The organism is Aeromonas sp. s7(2024) (assembly GCF_040907825.1).
In the GTDB taxonomy this organism is placed as follows: domain Bacteria; phylum Pseudomonadota; class Gammaproteobacteria; order Enterobacterales; family Aeromonadaceae; genus Aeromonas; species Aeromonas veronii.
This window is the reverse complement of sequence record NZ_JBFOCM010000037.1, coordinates 126,385-146,526: the sequence shown is the minus strand read 5'-3', so window position 1 is coordinate 146,526 and position 20,142 is coordinate 126,385. Positions and strand designations below refer to the sequence as shown.

Below are 20,142 nucleotides of genomic sequence, written 5' to 3'. Positions count from 1 at the left end.
TTAACGGCCCTCGATCGCCTTGGCGATCCCGGTAATCTTCATATTGAGGAAAGTGAGACTGGTCTGGAAATCGGTGGCGTTGTTGGCAAATTTGCCCTGCTCAACCCCCAATTCGGCGGTATTGCCATCCATGGAGACCTGATAAGGAATGCGATAGAGGGGGTGACGCATATCGTCACGCATGGCGCCCTGGCTGATGGCCTGACTCTCCTCGCCCGCAGCAACTTGCTGCGCGACACGGCCCAGAATCGTCTTATAATCGACATCCCGAGCCAGGTAGCCCGGTGTATCCACGTTGGCCAGATTTCCCGCCAGAATACGCGCCCGCTCCGCCCTGACATCGAGGGCATAAGGGTGTACGCCGAGGGCGCTGTCAAATGAGATACTCATGCTTCATCCTTTATCGTTCACTCAGACCGGGGTTACCCTTATCAAGACTCATGCCAACCATGAAGATACCTAGTTTCAAGCGGTTACCATGCACCATCCGCCGCAAGCAGATGAAAAATGAGGAAGTGCGACTTCCCGTGTGGAAATGGAGCGGCATCCTCTGGCTACTGCTGAGCGCATTCGCGCACGGTGCCCCGCAGGTGCAAAGCGCCATGCTTGAACAGTTGCTTGAACAAGATGCCCGCCAGAGTCTTGATGACTACATCACCCAGCAGGGATGGCCCGCAGCCTCAGGGGAGTTTCGGGTCTGGCTTGCCCCTTCCGCCGAGCACCTTCCTCCCTGTCCCTCACATTCCCTCTCGTTACAAGCAGGTGGCCAGTATCGGCAACCCTGGGGACGACGCCCCTATCTCATCGAATGCACAGATCCCGCCTGGCAAGTGCGCGGGCGGGTAGAGGTCTCGCTACTGTTGCCGGTCTGGGTTGCTGCACGGGATATCGCAAAAGGTCAGGGCATCAGCGCCAGCGATCTGGTGGAGAAAGAGTTGGATGTCAGCCGCATACAGCGCGGGTTCACCCCGAGCAATCACTCCCTGCTGGGCCATAAAAGCAACCGGCATCTGAGAAGCGGACAACTCATCGGTGAGCTGGACTTACAAAAGAGTTGGGCGGTCAAACAGGGGGAAGGGGTACTGATCCGCGCAGGGAAAGGTGAGTTCTCCGCCACAACCAGAGGGGAGGCCCTCGATAATGGCGGAATAGGCGACGGGATCAGAGTGAAAAATCTTAGCTCTGGCAAGCAGATACAGGCATGGGTGACTGATATAGGGGAAGTTGAAACCCGTTTTTGAACCAAGATCGCAATTTGATTCAAGTTCGACAAGCCTTGGGTCGCTTGTCATAAACAGACCATCAGGAATTTATGTTATGAAAATTACCCGTACTGACTCGCTCTATATTCAAAACCAGCCTGGCCGCAAACCGGATGTAACGACCAAGCCGGAAACCAGGTCCGCACAGTCATCCGAAGCACGGATCAGCAGCACAGCGCAGTCAGTAGCCAACGCCCGCAGCCAGCTGGCCACCACATCCGACGTCGACATGGACAAGGTCAACGAGATCCGCAAAGCCATCAGTGAAGGCAAGCTGGAGATCGATCTGGATGCGCTGGGTCAGGCCATTCTGGATATGCATCGCCGATGAGCGTGGATACCAAGGCCACCGTCAAGGCATTGATCCTCGGGATCCAGCAGGATTACGGCCACTATACCGAACTCACCGCCCTGTTGCTGCGCCAACATTCACTGCTGGCAAGCCATGATGTCGATGGCCTGCAAGCCCATAACGAGCAGCAGACAGCACTGATGGCCAAGGTGACACAACAGGCAAAGTTACGCTGCCAGCAGCTGCAGACATTGGGCCTCAAACCAGATGAGAAGGGGATGGCCACCCTGATAGCCAAGCTGCCACTTCCCCTGCGCACCACGGTAGCCAATCAATGGCAACAGCTTGAACAGCTGCTGCATCAGTGTCTGCGCCAGAATGATCTCAATGGCCGCCTGCTGGCAGGTCAGATGGAGACGATTCATTCGCTGTTGGGACAAGATTCAGGTTATCGCGACCCGGACAGCATTACGGATTAACCTTCCGCCTTACTCTTTGCGGGTCAGGTGACGCAAACTCGCCAGCTCGTCCAGCTGTAGCTGATCCCGCCTCTCCTGCTGCTGGCGAGCAACATCATCACGTCGTGCCAGCAATAGCTCCAGCCCCTTGACCCGCCCGAACTGCCGGACAAGTTCCCCTTCGTGGCGCTCCAGATCCAGTCTGGCCAGCGCAGATTGCTGCACCTGATGGGAGAGCAAACGGCGCAACTGGCCATCCATCTGTTGCTTGTTTTGCCATAGCAAAGGGTGAAACTTGTCGGAACCGGGCCGCAGCGAGGAGATCACTTCCTGCAATTTGTGTGCTCGCTGCTCTTCCCGCAACGCCAGCTCCCGCAAGCGTCGACGCTCGGCGCCAAGATTTTCCAGCTCTTCCTGTTGCAACCCCAGATAAGACTTCAGCATAACGAATCCTTATCCCTGCCCCAGCACCTGCTTGAGACCAACCATCACCTGTTCAAAAGCCATCTCTTCATGCAAGCCTTGCTGCAGAAATGCCGCAATCCCCGGATAACGCTGAACAGCTTCATCCATCTGCGGATCGGCCCCGGGTTGATAACCACCCAGTGGCAGCAGTTCACGCACCTGCTGATAGCGTCCCCACAGCTGGCGCAAGGTGACCGCCAGCTTTTGCCATTCGGCAGGCACGACTTGTGGCATGACCCGACTCACCGAGGCACCGATATCGATGGCAGGATAGTGGCCCTCTTCCGCAAGACGACGGGTCAACACGATATGGCCATCGAGAATGGCGCGCGCCGCATCGACCACCGGATCCTGCTGGTCATCCCCTTCCGCCAGCACGGTGTAGAAAGCACTCAGACTGCCATCCGGATGCGTGCCGTTACCGGCTCGCTCCACCAGCTGGGTCAGCATGCTGAATACCGAGGGTGGATACCCTCTGGTGGCAGGAGGTTCACCGATAGCCAGCGCAATTTCCCGCTGTGCCTGGGCATAGCGGGTCAGCGAATCCATCAGCAGCAGCACATCCTGCCCCTGCTCACGGAAATACTCGGCAATCCGGTGGCATAGCTGGGCCGCTCGCAACCGCATCAGGGGAGATTGATCCGCTGGCGCCGCAATGACCACGGCGCGAGCCAGACCATCGGCCCCCAGACTGTGTTCGATGAATTCGCGCACCTCACGGCCCCGCTCACCAATCAGTCCCACCACCACAATCCGGGCTGCGGTATTGCGGGTCATCATGCCCAGCAACATACTCTTGCCGACCCCCGAGCCGGCGAACAGCCCCAAACGCTGGCCCTTGCCAACCGTCAGCAGGCCATTGATGGCGCGGATACCGACATCCAGCGGTTCACGTACCGGGGTTCGCAATAGCGGATTGGGGGGAAGAGCAAACAGGGGGACACTGTCACCAACATCGGGTAACGGCTGCCCGTCGAGGGGCTGCAGCAGTCCATCGAGTACCCGCCCCAGCAGATGACGACCAAGCCGAACAGTTTCTTCTCCATCGATCGGTTCGACCTGAGCCCCCGCGAAGAGGCCACTCATCGGCTGCAGCGGCATCAGGTAAGAGATATCCCGGTTAAAACCGACCACCTCGGCCGACAGAGGAGCTCCACTTGCCGTGCTGACACGACAACGCTGCCCCATCACCAGTTGACAGCCGACAACCTCGAGAGTCAAGCCGGTCACTCGCACCAACCGGCCAAAACGACGAAACGCGGGCAGTTCATCAAGATTATCCAGCGCACTGGTCAGTGCCTGCTGCAAGGCTTCATGCATCTTGCGGCACGTCCAGCGAGCTGTTGAGCTGTTCGATGCAGGTTGCCAGACGGGAGCTGGTGCTTACCTCGACGACGGCAGCGCGCGTTTCGATACGGGCATCGCCTACCCCAAGTGCTGCATCAACTTGCAATGGCCACCCTTCGCAGCGAGTCACCCCCTGCTCGGCGAGTCGCTGCCGGTCTCCCTCGTTGAGGTAGATCACCAGCTCTTCCGACTCACTCGGCAAGGTAGCCAACGCCTGCTCGACCTGATTCATCACCTGCTGCGGATTGAGGGTAAACTCCGCCATGATGACTCGTTTAGCAACCTGCGCTACCAGCTGGGCAATCAGCTCTTTCTGCTCGGCCATCCGGGCCCGGCTCAGTGACTCCCACTGCTCTTGCAGCTTGGCAAACGGCACCATTGCCTGTTCGAAGGCAGCGCGTCCCTCCGAAAGGCCCTGAGCAAACCCGCGAGTTTGCCCTTGTTGCAAACCGGTGCTCTCGCCTTCCTGCAGGCCGCTGGTCAGCCCTTGCTGATAGCCGGCCTGATAACCTTCGTCATGACCTTGCTCCAGCCCCTGCTGATAGCCGAATTCAAACTGTTCTTGCTGACTCCGGGCCTCTTCCCCACTCTGACCGAGCGCAGGGAAACGATACAGACGGGTCGCCCCAGGCATCAATTTGCGCACATTGTGACTCATGAATACCTCCTGTTAACTGACGGTGGGCTCTTCGAACAGCTGAAACTCGATCTCGCCCTGCTCCACCAACTCGCGGACCAGTTGCATGACCTCTTCCCTTGCCTGCTCGACCTTGCGCAAAGAGACACTGCCCTGGTTCTGGATCTGATCGTCCAGCGCCTGAGCCATCCGCTTCGGCATGGCACCCAACACCACCTTGCGGAAGCTGGTTTCGGTGTTCTTGAGAGCCAATGCCAGCAATTCGCTGGGCAGCTCCTGCACCAAACGTTGCAAGGTGTCGTCGCTCTGACGGCGCAACGCCATGAAATCAAACATGTTCTTCTCGATCTCCAGCGCCATGTCACCGTCGTGTTCGCGCAACAGGGAGAGCATCTGCTCCTTGTCCCCCTGATAACGGTTGAGAATATCGGCTACCTGGCGCACCCCGTTTACCTTGGCACCGGATTGATCTGCAACGTAGGTGAGACAGCGATCCAGTGTCAGCCTGAGTTCGCCCAGCACATGTTCACTGACACTGCTGAGACTGGCGACGCGCACCAGCAAATCGTCATGCACCGAGCCGGGCAAGGCATCAAGCACGGCTGATGCGGTCTGGGGCGGCAGGAAGGCCAGCAGCACAGCCTGCATCTGGGGATGCTCGTTGCGGAAGAAACGGGCAAGCACATCGGCAGGCACCCACTGCAGGCGCTGGATATCCTGGCTCATCACATCGCCGTACAGACTGTCGAGCAAACTACGGGAGAGTCGTTGCCCCAGAGCAAGATCCAGCGTCTGTTCCAGATACTCCCGTGAGGCACTGCCAATTCCGCTCTGCTCACGGTAGTGATTGAAGAACTGCTGCAACGTCCACTTGGCTTCCATCGAGCTGACGCCAGAGAGAGAGGCCATCTTGGAAATCAAACGCTGCACCTCGTCACGGGAGAGCTTTTGCATTACCTTGGCAGCAGACTCGGTCCCCATGCTCAGCAACAAGATGGCGGCCTTCTCGAGGTTGTCGATATCGATATCAACGGCACTCTGATTCAAGTTAACGCTGTTCATTGCCACTCACCCATGCTCTGACAACCTCCGCCACCCGGGCGGTATCTTTTTCAACCAGCAACTGCAAATGCTTGAGCTGAACCTCCAGCTCGGATCCCGGTTCCGGCAACGACTCCATATCGAGTGACGAGAACTGGGGCTCCATCTTGTTGTCAGTACGGATCAGACTATTTGAAAGTGCAGACGTCAGCTGGGGATCATCGTCATCCCTGCGCATGGACAATCCGACAGTGGGCTCCAGATCTTCCTCAGTCTCACTCATTTCCATATCCGGCTGCTGTTGGGTGCGAACCAGATGTTTCACCAACGGCCGAATACCGAAGAAGACCAGTGTCAGGCCAAGCAAACCACCGACCAGATAACGCAGGGAGTCTTGCCAGTAAGGGGTCTCCCACCAACTGGATTCGGGAGCGGCTACTTGTACTGCACCATTGAAATCGAAGGCCTGCAGACTAATTTGATCGCCACGTGACTCATCGAAACCGACTGCACGCTCTACCATCTGACGGATCTGTTCCAATTGCTCGGCACTCCAGCCACCTTTCGGAGCAATCTGCTGGTTAAGCAGAATGGATACGTTAATTCGTTCCAGACGTCCCTGCTGGTAACGGGTGTGCACTATGGTGCGACTGTTTTCGTACTGCTTGCTGACTTCCTGACGCTCGGTACGAGTGTCATTCTGTTGTGTCGCGGTATTGGCATTGCCTTTGTCAGCACCAGCCTTTTCATCTTTTGCCGCCGTTTCAGGCGGGCGGTTGGATAACGCCCCCGGGATCCCCATCGCCAACGCATCGATGGTCTTGTCTGACTTGTTGGACTCGCGAGTCACCACACCTTGCGGATCGAGCTGCTGCTGGGTCTCTTCGACAGCGTTGAAGTTAACGTCTGCCGCAATCTGCACCTTGAAATTGGTGCTGCCCAGCATGGGATAGAGCATGTCATTGGCACGCTGACGAATGTATTGTTCCAGCTTGCGGACATACTCCATCTGTTGAACGCTCTGCTTGCCAAAACCGACCTTGTCCCCCAGCTCTGCGCTGAGCAACTGGCCGGATTGATCAACCACAGTGACGGCACCGGGCTTCATTCCGGAGATACTACCTGCTACCAGGTTGGCAATCGCCTCGACCTGACCCGCTTCGATGGATTGGCCCGGTTGCATATCGAGCATTACCGATGCGCTGGGTTTCTCCTCATCGCGCCCCACGAACAACGTGCGTTTCGGAATAGCCAGATGAACGCGGGCACTGCGCACGGCATCGAGGGCTATGATGGTACGGGCCAGCTCCCCTTCCAGGGCATGACGATAACGCGCCCCTTCCATAAATTCGCTGGTACCCAGTCCGGTTACGTTGTCCAGCCCTTCCAGACCAGACGGCATGGCTGCACGCACCCCTCGTGCAGCAAGCGCCATCCGGACATGAGCAAGCTGGTTTTCAGGAACCAGTACCTGACCAGTACTCTTTTCCAGACGGAAAGGCACCTGCTCTTTCTCCAGCATCTCCATGATGTTGGCGGTATCGTATAGCTCCTGTTTGCCATACAGGGGTACATAGTTTTTGCTGGAGGTCCACAGGATAACGACTATGGTGCCTGCCACAATGGCAGCCAGCAGAGCAATGGTCAGGATCGATTTGTTGTCACGGGAGAGGGTACGCCAGTTGCGTAATCCCTCTTGTAGCCTGATTTTGAGCGAATCAGGGGCTGCCCCCTGAGGAGACGTTACCAGTTCAGTCATCTGTTACCTCAGAGCGGCATGCGCATAATGTCGTCAAAACCGGTCATCAGCTTGTTGCGAACCTGCATCAAGGCTGAAAAACTCAAGCCGGCTTTTTGACTCGCCACCATGGCGCCCACCAGATCATCGCTCTGCCCAGCATCAACCGATGCCATTAATTTTGACGCGACATTCTGCTGTTCATTGACACGCCCGACCACATCCCGCATGGCATCGGTAAATGATGCTCCCGACAGATCATTGGATTCGATAGAAGGGGTCTGACTTGCGACACGCTGCATCTCCTGCATCTGCTGCAGTAGCGTCACCTGTGATGACATCATCTGAATCTTCACTCTTTATCCCTCTGCTTGAATCTGCTGTTCAATATCAATGCCTTGCTCACGCATCGCCGCAAGCTTGTAGCGCAATGCCCGGGTTGTCATGCCCAGTGCATCGGCTGTGCGGGTACGATGGCCACGAAAGCGGCGCAAGGTCTCTAATACAAATTGGAACTCGGCATGCCGCCTGGTTTCACTTAACCCCTCGGGAGCATGCCACGTGTCTGCTGCGACTGTTTCTTCGGGAAGAATACAATTTGGCAACATCAAATCGACGGACTGTATATGCAAACCACGCGCCATTATTAATGACCGTTGAATGACATTATCCAGCTCTCGTACATTTCCTGGCCATTCATATGACAGCAACAACTGACAGGCACGTTCACTCAGGCGATAGCCCTGTTGGGACGCATAACGCTCAATAAAGTAGTTGGCCAGCGGAATAATATCCTCAGGACGTTCACGTAATGCAGGCCAATTCATTGGCAATACATCAAGACGATAGAAAAGGTCTTCACGAAATAGCCCACATGCAACCAGTTTGCGCAGATCTTTATTGCTGGCGGCAATGATTCGAACATCAAGAGCAATCGTTTGATTGCTGCCAAGTCGCTCAACTTCTTTTTCTTGCAGCACCCGTAATAATTTAGCCTGCAGGTTCAAAGGAAGCTCTGATATTTCATCCAGCAACAGGGTCCCCCCCTGAGCCAACTCAAATTTTCCGGGCTGGGCAGAAACAGCACCGGTAAATGCACCTTTATTGTGGCCAAAAAGAATTGACTCAAGCATTGCCTCAGGAATTGCTGCACAATTAATCGCCAGAAATGGTTTTTCCGTTCTGGCAGACATTTCGTGAATATAACGGGCCAACCGTTCTTTACCGGTTCCTGACTCACCACCGATCAGAATGGTGGCAGAGGTTTTGGCTGCTCGTCGGGCCAGTTGCAAGACCTGCAGGCTCATGGGCGACACAGCGATAAGATTGGGGATCGCCTGACGAAGGCGTAGAGCACCACGGACAGCATCGAGCAATTGCTGGGGGCAGAAGGGTTTGACAATATAGTCAACAGCCCCGGCACACATAGCTTCCGCAGCAATGGTGGCCTGGTGCTCATTGACCATGATGACACAATCAAGTCCTTCGAATTCACGCAGAATACGCGGCCCAAGCTCGGTCATAGCATCCATATCGAGCAGGATCAAATTGACATTACCATCAGCAATAATGCCCTTTGATTGTTTAACAGAATTAACGCTTGATACCCTGATGCCTTCCTTGGATAGGATTTTTTCAACCTCATTTTCGGCAACTATTAGCGGCTGAATCAATAATATATGGGGCCCAGCCAAGCTATCGCCACACAACCCGATTGTTGTATTTATTGGTAATCCCGAAGACATAGACGTCCGACACCTGTGATTGTGGATAGAACAATCAATAGAGCTGAATTATCAGACACAAAGGAGAAATACAAATTCGCACTTACAAAAGTGCAATTTGTATCTAGATGGTAACGGAATTGTATCCAAACTCACCTTGGTAACCCCGCTGTCATTAGCTTTCCTGCTGTTAGACCGGAGGCTTTGCGTCCTGACTTTTCAGTTCAGTTTGCCCTTACAATGTGATAACACGCCCAGCCTGATGGGCTAAGCGTGTGGCAACACAATTAATATTGTTTTTGTTATTTAACTTTCACACATTGCTGCGTCAATTTTCGCCACATCATATAGTATTCATACGGCAATTCAAGCAGGGGCGGAAAAAACACTTCCCTTCAGGATATTTATCCAACAGTAATTAACCAAGTGTACCAATTACCTCCACCCGTAGCTCTTCAGGTATCTCATTGTAGGAAAGCACTTTGAGGCCTTTTGCAAATGACCGGGCATAACGGGCCATAAGCGGTCTCAGTTGCGGCATAACAACCAATACGGGGGCATGTCCCAACTGCTGCAACTGCTCCTTCACCAACGGCATATTTTGCTGCAATTGGGCCAGCAATTGTGGATCAACCGGAAAGCTGTCCAGCTGGATTTTGCCCTGCTGTTGTGACTGATTCATTGCAGCCAGCAAGGTCTGCTCAAGGCGCTCATCCAGCGTAAAGGTGGCCAACACATCGCGATTACCAATAGCCTGCCGCACAATCTGGCGCTTCAAGGCACAGCGCACATCGGATGCCAGCAAGACAGGGTCTTTGGTCAACTCGCTCGCATCCAGCAGCGTCGTGGCAACGGTTCGTATATCGGTAAGACTGACCTGGTCCTTTAGCAGTTGCCGAAACACTCTCAATTGCTGCATCTGGGTAAGCGCCAGATTGAGCTCTTCAGCCAACCGGGGTGACTGACTGGCGAGATATTGGCCCAGTTTGCCCACTTCATCGTGACCAAACAGTGCATCAAGTTGTTCACGCAACAGCTTGCTGGCGTGAGTGGCAATCACGGTGGCCGAATCTACCACCGAGTAACCAAGATTAAGGGCCTTGGCCTTTTGCTCCGGGGAGATCCAGACCGCACTCATGCCGTAGGCCGGGTCCTGGGTCAACTCGCCATCTAGCGCGCCATAAGTCTCACCACTGCTGATGGCCATCAAGCGCTGGCAATCCACGTTCCCCATCGCCAACGCGACACCGGACAACTTGATCCGGTACTGATCCGGCTGCAACTGCAGATTGTCGCGCACCCGAATCTCGGGGAGCAGAAAACCGTACTGCTCGGAGAGGGTTTTGCGGATCCCGCGCACTCGTGCAAGCAGTTCAGCCCCTTTATCCGTTTCAGCCAATGGCACCAGACGATAACCAAGCTCGATAGCGACTGTATCGACTGGCGGCAAATCCTGCCACTCCAGTGCCTGCTGTTCAGGCTGAATCATTTGACGAGTCAGCTCTTGCGCTGCATCCAGATCCGGCACATTGACGGCTCGTTTGCTGACACTCCAGCCAGTCCAGGCCAGTACAGCTGCGAAACTGAGGAATGCGAGCATCGGCATCCCGGGCACCAGACCCAGGATCAGCATGATGGTTGCAGAGGTATAGATAACGCGAGGCGATGCCAGGATCTGCTGACCTACCTGATCAGCCATCTCACCCTCATCGCTGACCCGAGTCACGATAATAGCCGCAGCAGTCGACATCAGCAGGGACGGGATCTGGGCAACCAGACCATCACCAATGGTCAGCAGTGCATAGCGCTGGAAGGCCTCCGCGACGGGCAAGGCATGCTGGAAGATACCGATGGCCAACCCACCCACCAGGTTGATGATCAGCACCAACATGCCAGCTATCGCGTCACCACGAACGAACTTGGAAGCACCATCCATTGCACCATAGAAGTCTGCTTCTCGTGCGATCTCCTCACGGCGAGCCCTGGCCTGATGCTGATCCATGGTGCCGGCATTCAAGTCGGCATCGATGGCCATCTGCTTGCCGGGCATAGCATCCAGAGTGAAGCGGGCGGATACTTCCGAAATCCGCTCACCACCCTTGGTGATCACCACAAAGTTGATGATCATCAAGATCACGAAGACCACCAGACCGACGACATAGTTGCCACCGATCACGACTTCACCGAATGCCTGGATGACCTTACCGGCTGCTTCATGCCCTTCGTGACCGTGCAGCAACACCACCCGGGTAGAGGCCACGTTCAGCGACAGTCGCATCAAGGTGGCCACCAGCAACACGGTTGGGAATACCGAGAAATCGAGTGGTCTGCGGGCCGAGACGGATACCAGCAACACCAGAACCGCCAACACGATGTTGAAGGTAAAGAGCGCATCCAGCAGCCAACCGGGCAGAGGCAGGATCATCATGGCCAGAATGGCCAATAACATCAGCGGAATTGCGGTATAGGATTGGGTGAATACACGCCAGTTCACAACTTACCTCTCAGGTTGACGTAACTCGGGCGGTACATATAACGGGGCAAGAGGGGTCGGTTTCCTCCCCTTGCCTGCCTCATACGCCCTTAACTGCAATACATGGTTCAATACATAGGCAACTGCCGTGTACAGCCCTGCGGGGACTTCCTGATCCACCTTGGTCGAGTGATAGATGGCTCGCGTCAACTCGGGCAAGCTCATCACCATTTTGTCATGCTGCTTGGCAACCTGACGGATCCGCTCGGCCATACTGTCGACCCCTTTGGCAATCACGAAAGGGGCATTGGCACGAGTCGCATCATATTTTATGGCCACCGCATAATGGGTCGGGTTAACGATAATCACATCTGCCTGCGGTACCCGCTGCTCAATACGCGCACGAGCAAGCATTCCCTGTACCTGGCGGATTTTGGCCTTGATCTCGGGACGCCCTTCGCTGTTCTTGTGCTCATCCTTGACCTCTTGTTTGGTCATCCTGAGTTGCTTGTTAAGCGACCAGCGCTGATAGGGCACATCCAGCACGGCAATCAGCATCTGTACGCTCCCCAGCAGAATAAATGCCTGGGAGAGGATCCGTAGCGCCTGTTCGAGGGCCGCCTGAGGGGGCATCCGGTTCATCATCAACAAGGAAGGCCATTGATGATTTAACATCAACGCCAGCGTGCCGCCGATCAGCGTCACCTTGAGCAGTGACTTCAGCAACTCCATCAGGCTGTTCTTGGAGAACATCCGCCCCAACCCCTTCAAAGGGTTCATCTTCTCGCCACTGGGTAGCAGCTTTTTCCAGGTCAGCGCCATACCGCCCGGCACTATGCCGAGCAACACCAGCATCAGAGCCAGAAAACCAAACAGGGGCAGCAGCACCCACAGCATGTTTATGAGCGCTTCACCCAACCAATGGATCATCATCTGCGGGTCACGGGCACCTTGCCAGTCAAAACGCTGCGGACGCTTCATCAACTCGGCAAAGAACTGGCCAAACCCCGGCACCATCCACTGCATCACCAACCCGCCAAGCAGCAGCAAACCGGCAGAACTGAGCTCTTTTGAGCGGGCGATCTGCCCCTCATCTCTCGCTTTCTGGCGTTTCTGGCTGGAGGCCTCTTCGGTTTTGTCCTGTGCGCTGTTCTGACTCATGCCGGGGTCAAGCCTCGCAGCTGTTCAAGCACATGGGTCACCAAATCCAGATAACGGGAGGGCACACCACTGATGGAGAGCGCCATGGTGAGCAACCCGAGCAACAGGGTCATGGGAAAACCGAGGGAGAATATATTGAGCGAAGGGGCGGTCCGGTTCATCACCCCGAAGGTCAGGTTAACCATCAACATGGCAACAACGGCAGGCAACGTCAGCAACAGGGCGGCACCGATAGACCAGCCAAACAACCCGATCACACCTTTCATATCGATCAGATCCAGAGATGAACCCGGCGGCCAGCTACGCAGACTCTGCACCAGAATATCCAGTACCACCAGGTGGCCATTCAGCCCCAGAAAGAGCAAGGCGCAAAACACCATCATGACCTGACTGATGATGGGGGCAGAATCCCCGTTGACCGGATCATTCATCACCGCCATCGCGAGCCCCATCTGCATGGAGAGGATCTGCCCCGCAGTGGTCATCACCATATAGAGCAACTGGACACACAGACCAAACAGCAAACCAAACAGCAGCTGCTCCACCGCCAGGACCAGCGCACCGGCACTAAAAGGATCGACAACCGGCATATCCTTCATCATGGGGGCGAGCAGCAGGCTGATGATGAACGCCAGCATCAGGCGAACTTGCGCAGGCACCCGGGTATCCCCAAAGACCGGCATCACCCAGAATGCCATGCCGATCCGGATAAACGGCCACCACCACTGTCCCAACCATGCGGTCAGGTCAGCAGCACTGAGGGACAGCAGCGAATTCATCCGATAAACCCGGGGATTTTAAGAAAAAGATCCTGAAACAAAGTGGTGATCTGCGACAACAGCCAGTTACCCGTAAAGATAAGGGTCATCAGAGTCACGATAAAACGGGGAAGAAAACTGAGCGTCTGCTCCTGGATCTGGGTGGCCGCCTGAAAAATACTGACCACCAAACCTACGATCAGGCCCGGTACAATCAGCACCGAGACCATGGTCACCACCAGATTGACCGCGCCACCAACCAGGGCAACGCTCTGCTCAGGGGTCATATCAGCCTCCCCCACCAAAGCTGGCGGCCAAGGTGCCGACGGTCATCGACCAGCCATCGACCAGCACAAACACCATCAGTTTGAAGGGTAACGAGATGATCAGCGGGGAGAGCATCATCATCCCCATCGCCATCAAGACGCTGGCGACCACCAAATCGATCACCAGAAAGGGAATGAACAGCATAAAGCCAATCTGAAATGCGGTATTCAACTCACTCAATACAAACGCAGGCAACAGCACCCCGAAAGGCACATCCTCTTTGGCGACCGTTGTTGGTTCGCCAGAGATGCGCAGCATCTGCTCCAGATCCGGCTCACGGGTCTGGGCCAGCATGAATTTGCGCAGGGGTTTTTCTGCCTTGGCGATCCCCTCTGACAGGGTTATTTCATTCTGGTCATAAGGGACAAAGGCATTCTGATACATGTCCGTCCAGACCGGACGCATAATCACCACAGTCAGGATGAGGCTGATGCCGATCAGCACCCGGTTGGGAGGGCTCTGCTGCAGGCCAAGTGCCTGTCTCAATATGGCCAGCACGATGATGATCCGGGTAAAACTGGTCATCATCAGTAACAAGGTCGGAAGCAGACCCAACAGGGTCATGAAGAAGAGGATCTGCAACTTGATGTTGTAGTCCTCGCCCCCTGAAGCGCCTGGCGATACCGAGAACAGGGTCATGTCCGCCCCCCAGCCGGGCAGCGAAAATAACAGCAGCGTCAGCAGCAGATAGCGCATCAGTCGTCCATGCCACCCAGCAGGTTGGTATCGATGACATCAACCAGGCGCAGACCATATTTGCCATTCACGACGACGACTTCGCCCTTGGCAAGCAGACGGCCATTCACCCGCACATCCAGCGGTTCACCTGCCAGCTTGTCCAGCTCAATGACAGCCCCCTCCTCGACGCGCATCAAATCGCCGAGCGGCACTTCGGTACTGGCCACTTCCAGCGTCACCTTGACCGGGATCTGGCGAAAGAAGGAGAGATCCCGTTGTTTGCTGCTACTGGTGGGGGCCAAGTAGTCTGCGGCGCTAGGCATACTGATGTCGTCACCAAACAGTTGATCCAGTCCATCCAGATCCAGCGGATCATTCATATTGTGCTCGCTCATGATTCAATTTACTCCTCTACAACCGTCGCAACCTGATAGACCAGGCTGCCTTTGTGTTCTGCGATTCGTCCACTGAAGCAGGGACGGCTGCCAATCAATGCTGGCACCACCTCAGGCAAATCGAGTGACAGCACATCACCCACCTTGAGACACTCAAGGTCTGCCAGCGTCATGGACAATTGGCCCATCACCACCCGCAGACGAACCGGGACATGAGTCAGAGCCTGTTCCAGCTGACCTTCCGGCAGGGAATGACTGACCTGAGAAATGGACTCTTCGGGGGGAAGCAGCCACATCTGCCAGTGATGCGTGCAGTTACCTGCCTGCAGGGTTGCCTGTGTGGTCCAGAGCTGACGGTGGGCGATGGAATCACGCGGCACGACATGCAACTGCCACTTCAAATCCCCCAACCCCAGACAAGCACACCAGATATCAACCTGATACTGGCAAAGCCGCAATAACAGCCGCTGTTCGGTATCGGTCAACCCTTTGCCAGACTGAACATGCTCCTCTTTTTGCTGCAAGGTGCCGCCGAAAAAGAGGACCGCAAGACGATAGATGACCAAAGGTGCGATCGAGAAATAGACGGCGCGCTGTGGTTCAAGCGGACTTCTCGCTTCGACCCAGATATGAGCGTCATCTATCTCTGCCGGACCGGAAAAGGCGAACTCGCCATAATTCAGTTCGCACTCCGCACTATTGAACAGCTGGGCCATACAACTCGCAGCTTGCAGGGAAAATGTGCTCAACTGGCCATTGACCTGCTTCAAGCGGGCGTGATTAAGCCGCTCGACACCCAACAGATCATAATGAGGCAGGGTTCTGCCACGTTCTGCGCTAAGCAGCCGGGAAGGTGTGAGCATTGCGCTGCTTGATGACATTAATAATCCACCTTAACCATTTCATCTCGCCTTATTGCCACAGGGTCGCTCATCAGGCCAGCAGTGTGATAGATACAGACAGTCCAGCCGACGTATATCGACCAAAAAGGGTGAGAACTTTATTACAAATTCCAGAAAGCCGCCATGCGGTGCATCTCGGCGTGAATAATAAAAATCCCGGTGCCGTTAGGCACCGGGATTTTAGCGTGACGGTTCACGCGGAATGAGGTCGGAGTCGGCCTGTAAGCCGGGTTCTGTACCGGGTTTCCCCGGGTAGCAATCATTCCTCTAGGCCAGCAATCGCTCGCTGGCTCAAGCAACCTACCCGCCCCCAACGCGGGCCGCGCCAATAGGGGCCTATTTGGTCTTGCTTCGGGTGGAGTTTACCGTGCCACGAACTGTTGCCAGTCGCGCGGTGCGCTCTTACCGCACCCTTTCACCCTTACCTGATCCCTTGCGGGCCATCGGCGGTCTGCTCTCTGTTGCACTGGTCGTAGGCTCACGCCCCCCAGGCGTTACCTGGCACCCTGCCCTGTGAAGCCCGGACTTTCCTCCCCTCCGCCCGTCTGTCCCGAGGGACACAACGACGAAGCAGCGATTGCCCAGCCAACTCCGAGGCGCGAATTATAGCCTTGCGATACGCACGGGGTAAACCGGCAATTCCCGTTTACAGCCATTTATCGCGCTTTGGCCCCCGTTTACAGGCTGACTAATTGTCGATACAAGGGATTGCACAGGTCAAAAAGCAGTCTGCCAGACTATTTCATCGGCTCAATAGTGCTCGAGACCGTACTTGTAGAGGGCATTCTTCTTCACGCCGTGGATCTCGGCGGTTAGCGCTGCTGCTTTTTTGAGCGGCAGCTCGGCAACCAGCAGACCCAGAGTGCGGATCGCCTCGGCCGGCAGCTCCTCTTCCTCTTTACTGGCACCGGCAACCACCAGCACGATCTCGCCGCGGCAGCGGTTGTCATCTTCACCAAGCCAGGCCAGCATTTCAGAGGCTGGCAGACCGTGGATCGACTCGAAGGTCTTGGTCAACTCGCGGCAAACTACCACCTGACGCTCACCGAGAATGCGAGCAATCGCTTCCACTGTATCCTGCACACGGCGCGGAGATTCGTAAAACACCAGCGAACGGGTATCTTCGATAACGGCTTGCAGGCGATCGTCACGCCCCTTGCTCTTAGCGGGCAGGAAGCCTTCAAAGGCAAAGCGATCAGTGGGCAGACCGGCCGCGCTCAGGGCGGTAATGGCGGCACAGGGCCCAGGCAGCGGCACCACTTTGACCCCGGCTTCACGACAGCGGGTGACCAAGTGATAACCGGGGTCGCTGATGAGCGGGGTGCCGGCATCGGAGACCAGCGCAACACTCTTACCCTCTTTGATCCGGCCGATCAGCACATCGGCTTTCTGCTGCTCGTTGTGATCGTGCAGGGCGAAGGTCGGCACCGAGATTTGGTAGTGGCTGAGCAGGATACCGGTATGACGGGTATCTTCAGCTGCCACCAGATCGACACTGCGTAAAATGTCCAATGCACGCTGGGTGATGTCCGCCAGATTGCCGATCGGAGTGGGGACTATATACAGGGTTGGGATGTCACTCATGGGATCTCCGAGTGCCCCGACAATTGTGTCGCCATATTGGCCCGTTTACACTATGGGGAACTTCAACACTGGTCGGGGAATGAACTTGAACCGGGTTACAAAGCAGCTAAGTGTATCACGACTCTTCGGCATCATACTCGCGGCAGTACTGCTCGCCGCCTGTGCGTCGGAGCCCAATCAACCGTCAGGGCAGTCAGGCATGCCCTCAGCGTTCTCCAATCTGACCAAGAATGCCCAGTGGTATCTTGAGCAGGTGGACCCGGCCAAGCCGGCCGAAGCCTTTACTTGGCAGATGCTGGCGGCACGCAGCTATCTGGCGCTGGGCCAGGCCAAACCGGCCTCGGCACTGTTCCAGCAATTGCAGAAGCAGGCCAAGGATCCCGTTCAGAAGGCGCAGTTGCAACTGCTGCAAGCCCATCTGTTGCTGGCGCAAGGCCACGCCAATCAGGCGCTGATCCTGCTGGAAGGCAAACCCGAGGTGGCGCTGGATGCCGATACCCAGAAGGATTGGTATCGCCAGCGCGTAGTGCTGCAGCTCGACATCAACAACAAGTTTGGCGCAGCCAAGTCGTTGATTGCACTGGAGCCCTACCTCAATCAGAGCGAGCAGGCGACCAACCATCAGCAGATCTGGTCGTTACTCAAAAGCATGACCCCCTCCACCCTGCAAGCGCTGGAAGAGGCTCCGGCCCCTGATGTGACCACCGGCTGGCTACGACTGGCGGCACTGGTCAACGAGTTTGGCGCCCAGCCGAACTTGCTGGCCCGCCAGCTGGCAGGCTGGAAGCGCGACTTCCCCAACCATCCAGCCCAGAAGGATATGCCGGCAGGATTGGGCGATCTGGCGGCCACTGCCAGCACCTCGGTGCAACAGATCGCTGTGCTGCTGCCCCTCTCCGGCAATCTGGAGCCGCAGGGTGCCGCCATCCGTAACGGTATGCTGATGTCTTATAAGGAAAATCAGGGGCAATTCACTCTGAACTTCTACGACACCCAGAGCAAGTCGACCGGCGAGCTTTACAAGCAGGCGATTCAGGAAGGGGCGGACATGATCATCGGCCCGCTGCTGAAAGACCGGGTCGAGGAGCTGCTCAAGGCCAATCCGACCGTGCCGGTACTGGCGCTCAACGAGCTGGACAAGCCGGTCGTCAACGACACCACCTACTACTTCTCCCTCTCTGCCGCCGCAGATGCCGCGCAGGCAGCCCAGTACCTCTACACCCAGGGCTACCGCAAACCGCTGCTGATTGCCGCTCAGGGGCGGATCGGTTACAGCAGTATCAAAGCGTTCGAGCAGAGCTGGGCCACCCTGAGCCAGGATAAGCCGGTCGTTGCCACCTTCGGTGCCCGCAACGAAGTGCAGGGGATGGTCAAGAATGCCCTGAGCGGCCGTTCTACCGCCCGAGCTGGTGAAGTGGTGCAACTCTCTGATGCCGCACCGCGCAGCATCGATGCCGTTTATGTGGTGGCCAACAGCCTGGAAACCCGGATGATCAAGCCCTACGTTGATATCTCGGTCAATCCGATGGGCAGCCTGCCCATCTACACCAGCTCCCGTGGCTACGACAGCGCCGCAACCGAGGTCGCCTCCGAGCTCAACGGCATGCATATCGCCGATATGCCGCTGCTGCTGGGTGGCTACGAGAAACAGCGCGAGCAAATCGCCCTGCTCTGGCCGCAGACTCAGGGTGACCTGTTGCGTCTGTTTGCCATGGGCTACGATGCCGTCAGCCTGGCTGAGAACCTGCAGCAGATGCGCAAGGTGGGTGGCATGCAGCAGGCCGGCATGAGCGGTCAGCTGAGCGTGGATGCCCAGGGCAATATCGTGCGGATGCTGAGCTGGGGTACTTACCAGAACGGCAAACTGGTCGACGAGAACGCCGTTCAGCAACTGGAGGAGCCCTCCAATGAAGGAACTATGGAAACGGATACGCCAGCAGTTGCCGAACCTGTTCCCCTCACCAACGAGCAAGGGACAGCACTTTGAACAAGTCGCTGAACGCTGGTTGCAGGCTCGGGGCCTGCAACCGGTAGCTCGCAACTACCGCTGTCGTGGCGGTGAAATTGATCTCATCATGCACCAGGGCCAGACCCTGGTGTTTGTTGAGGTGCGCTACCGGGCCACCGGCAGCCATGGCGGGGCCGCCAGCTCGGTCACCCGCAGCAAACAGCACAAGATCATGCTGGCAGCGCGCCACTATTTGAAGCAACATGCCATCAACGAGGCCAATCAGGCCTGCCGATTCGATGTGATTGCGTTCGAGGGCGACCAACCAGCCTGGATCCAGAACGCATTTTAAGAGGACCCTATGACTGACCGCATCAAAGAGAACTACACCGAAAGCATCCAGACCAAGATAGCCGCCGCCGAGGCGTTGCCGGATGCCATCCATACTGCAGCCCAGATGATCACCATCTGCCTGCTCAATGGCCACAAGGTGCTGGCATGCGGTAACGGTCCTTCTGCCGCACTGGCGCAACTGTTTATCTCCGAGCTGGTCAACTGCTACGAGACCCAGCGCCCCTCCCTGCCCGGCATGGCCCTGACCCCGGACATGGCAACCATCAGCGCCATCGCCACCGACCACGGTTTTGAAGAGGTCTACTCCAAGCAGATCCGCGCGCTGGGCCAGCCTGGCGACATTCTGGTGGTCATCACCACCTCCGGCCACAGCCGCAGCCTGATCAAGGCCGCCGAGGCTGCCCTCTCCCGCGACATGACCATAGTGGTGCTGAGCGGGGGTGACGGTGGCGAAATGGCAGGTCTGCTCGGCCCAAACGATGTGGAGATCCGTGTTCCCTCCGCCCGTCGCCCTCGCATTCTGGAAGTGAACCTGTTGACCCTGCACTGCCTGTGTGATCTCATCGACCAGACACTTTTCCCGCAACAGGAAGATTGA

The 20,142-nt window shown here is 56.3% G+C and carries 22 protein-coding genes, 1 other RNA gene and 1 riboswitch; of the genes, 6 read left to right on the top strand and 17 right to left on the bottom strand.

Going from position 1 to position 20,142, the window contains the following annotated elements; translation table 11 throughout:
* A complete protein-coding gene (gene lfgB, locus AB5Y73_RS17315; protein ID WP_019444816.1) occupies positions 1-390 on the bottom strand; it encodes a lateral flagellar basal body rod protein LfgB in 390 nt (129 codons plus the stop codon).
* Between the two features lie 50 nt (positions 391-440).
* Between lfgB and flgA the strand changes: the two genes are divergently transcribed.
* The 3 genes from flgA to AB5Y73_RS17300 all read left to right on the top strand — a co-directional run bounded on the left by flgA (position 441) and on the right by AB5Y73_RS17300 (position 2,033).
* Entirely contained in the window at positions 441-1,241 is an 801-nt protein-coding gene (gene flgA / locus AB5Y73_RS17310; RefSeq protein WP_279499384.1) for a flagellar basal body P-ring formation chaperone FlgA, read from the top strand.
* Positions 1,242-1,317: 76 nt separating this feature from the next.
* A complete protein-coding gene (flgM, locus tag AB5Y73_RS17305) occupies positions 1,318-1,593 on the top strand; it encodes a flagellar biosynthesis anti-sigma factor FlgM (protein ID WP_005336222.1) in 276 nt (91 codons plus the stop codon).
* Entirely contained in the window at positions 1,590-2,033 is a 444-nt protein-coding gene (locus AB5Y73_RS17300; protein ID WP_279499383.1) for a flagellar protein FlgN, read from the top strand. The genes flgM and AB5Y73_RS17300 overlap by 4 nt, the downstream gene beginning before the upstream one ends.
* 9 nt (positions 2,034-2,042) lie before the next feature.
* Here AB5Y73_RS17300 and lfiJ read toward each other — a convergent pair whose 3' ends face one another.
* The 16 genes from lfiJ to rsmI form a co-directional block, all read right to left on the bottom strand.
* The gene (lfiJ, locus tag AB5Y73_RS17295; RefSeq protein ID WP_005336226.1) at positions 2,043-2,456 is read right to left on the bottom strand and encodes a lateral flagellar protein LfiJ; all 414 of its coding nucleotides are present in this window, start codon (positions 2,454-2,456) and stop codon (positions 2,043-2,045) included.
* Between the two features lie 9 nt (positions 2,457-2,465).
* A complete protein-coding gene (gene lfiI / locus AB5Y73_RS17290) occupies positions 2,466-3,797 on the bottom strand; it encodes a lateral flagellar FliI-like assembly ATPase LfiI (RefSeq protein ID WP_103251690.1) in 1,332 nt (443 codons plus the stop codon).
* Positions 3,790-4,482 carry a lateral flagellar assembly protein FliH gene (gene lfiH, locus AB5Y73_RS17285; RefSeq protein WP_005336232.1) on the bottom strand — a complete coding sequence of 231 codons (693 nt, stop codon included), beginning with the start codon at positions 4,480-4,482 and terminating at the stop codon, positions 3,790-3,792. The genes lfiI and lfiH overlap by 8 nt, the downstream gene beginning before the upstream one ends.
* A gap of 12 nt (positions 4,483-4,494) precedes the next feature.
* On the bottom strand, positions 4,495-5,523 hold the full coding sequence (fliGL, locus tag AB5Y73_RS17280; RefSeq protein ID WP_005336238.1) for a lateral flagellar motor switch protein FliGL: 1,029 nt from the start codon (positions 5,521-5,523) through the stop codon (positions 4,495-4,497).
* On the bottom strand, positions 5,510-7,252 hold the full coding sequence (gene fliFL / locus AB5Y73_RS17275; protein ID WP_181497715.1) for a lateral flagellar M-ring protein FliFL: 1,743 nt from the start codon (positions 7,250-7,252) through the stop codon (positions 5,510-5,512). The genes fliGL and fliFL overlap by 14 nt, the downstream gene beginning before the upstream one ends.
* A gap of 17 nt (positions 7,253-7,269) precedes the next feature.
* Positions 7,270-7,596 (bottom strand): lateral flagellar hook-basal body complex protein LfiE, encoded by a 327-nt coding sequence (gene lfiE, locus AB5Y73_RS17270; RefSeq protein WP_005336241.1) that lies wholly within the window; start codon positions 7,594-7,596, stop codon positions 7,270-7,272.
* Between the two features lie 3 nt (positions 7,597-7,599).
* Positions 7,600-8,985: a lateral flagellar response regulator transcription factor LafK gene (gene lafK, locus AB5Y73_RS17265; RefSeq protein WP_103251692.1), complete on the bottom strand. Its 1,386-nt coding sequence runs from the start codon at positions 8,983-8,985 to the stop codon at positions 7,600-7,602.
* A 135-nt stretch (positions 8,986-9,120) separates the two neighbouring features.
* A riboswitch (cyclic di-GMP riboswitch) is annotated at positions 9,121-9,208 on the bottom strand.
* Between the two features lie 174 nt (positions 9,209-9,382).
* Positions 9,383-11,458 carry a lateral flagellar biosynthesis protein LfhA gene (gene lfhA, locus AB5Y73_RS17260; RefSeq protein ID WP_118854510.1) on the bottom strand — a complete coding sequence of 692 codons (2,076 nt, stop codon included), beginning with the start codon at positions 11,456-11,458 and terminating at the stop codon, positions 9,383-9,385.
* Positions 11,459-11,461: 3 nt separating this feature from the next.
* Complete coding sequence (gene flhB, locus AB5Y73_RS17255; protein WP_118854509.1) at positions 11,462-12,598, bottom strand: flagellar biosynthesis protein FlhB; 1,137 nt, start codon at positions 12,596-12,598, stop codon at positions 11,462-11,464.
* Positions 12,595-13,377, bottom strand: a complete 783-nt coding sequence (gene lfiR, locus AB5Y73_RS17250) for a lateral flagellar biosynthetic protein LfiR (protein WP_005336245.1) — start codon at positions 13,375-13,377, stop codon at positions 12,595-12,597. The genes flhB and lfiR overlap by 4 nt, the downstream gene beginning before the upstream one ends.
* Positions 13,374-13,643: a flagellar biosynthesis protein FliQ gene (fliQ, locus tag AB5Y73_RS17245; RefSeq protein WP_005336246.1), complete on the bottom strand. Its 270-nt coding sequence runs from the start codon at positions 13,641-13,643 to the stop codon at positions 13,374-13,376. Before fliQ ends, lfiR begins: the two co-directional genes overlap by 4 nt.
* 1 nt (position 13,644) lies before the next feature.
* Positions 13,645-14,379 (bottom strand): flagellar type III secretion system pore protein FliP, encoded by a 735-nt coding sequence (fliP, locus tag AB5Y73_RS17240; RefSeq protein ID WP_005336248.1) that lies wholly within the window; start codon positions 14,377-14,379, stop codon positions 13,645-13,647.
* Positions 14,379-14,756 carry a lateral flagellar motor switch protein LfiN gene (lfiN, locus tag AB5Y73_RS17235; RefSeq protein ID WP_019444828.1) on the bottom strand — a complete coding sequence of 126 codons (378 nt, stop codon included), beginning with the start codon at positions 14,754-14,756 and terminating at the stop codon, positions 14,379-14,381. Before lfiN ends, fliP begins: the two co-directional genes overlap by 1 nt.
* An 8-nt stretch (positions 14,757-14,764) precedes the next feature.
* Positions 14,765-15,637: a lateral flagellar motor switch protein LfiM gene (lfiM, locus tag AB5Y73_RS17230; protein WP_181497028.1), complete on the bottom strand. Its 873-nt coding sequence runs from the start codon at positions 15,635-15,637 to the stop codon at positions 14,765-14,767.
* A 227-nt stretch (positions 15,638-15,864) separates the two neighbouring features.
* An RNA gene (gene rnpB / locus AB5Y73_RS17225) (RNase P RNA component class A) lies at positions 15,865-16,251 on the bottom strand.
* A gap of 157 nt (positions 16,252-16,408) precedes the next feature.
* A complete protein-coding gene (rsmI, locus tag AB5Y73_RS17220) occupies positions 16,409-17,242 on the bottom strand; it encodes a 16S rRNA (cytidine(1402)-2'-O)-methyltransferase (protein WP_118854508.1) in 834 nt (277 codons plus the stop codon).
* A gap of 199 nt (positions 17,243-17,441) precedes the next feature.
* Between rsmI and AB5Y73_RS17215 the strand changes: the two genes are divergently transcribed.
* From AB5Y73_RS17215 to AB5Y73_RS17205, 3 genes are read left to right on the top strand one after another with little or no spacing between them, the layout of a single operon-like run.
* Positions 17,442-19,229: a penicillin-binding protein activator gene (locus AB5Y73_RS17215; protein WP_234829624.1), complete on the top strand. Its 1,788-nt coding sequence runs from the start codon at positions 17,442-17,444 to the stop codon at positions 19,227-19,229.
* A complete protein-coding gene (locus tag AB5Y73_RS17210; RefSeq protein WP_118854506.1) occupies positions 19,150-19,542 on the top strand; it encodes a YraN family protein in 393 nt (130 codons plus the stop codon). Before AB5Y73_RS17215 ends, AB5Y73_RS17210 begins: the two co-directional genes overlap by 80 nt.
* Before the next feature lie 9 nt (positions 19,543-19,551).
* Positions 19,552-20,142: an SIS domain-containing protein gene (locus AB5Y73_RS17205; RefSeq protein ID WP_118854505.1), complete on the top strand. Its 591-nt coding sequence runs from the start codon at positions 19,552-19,554 to the stop codon at positions 20,140-20,142.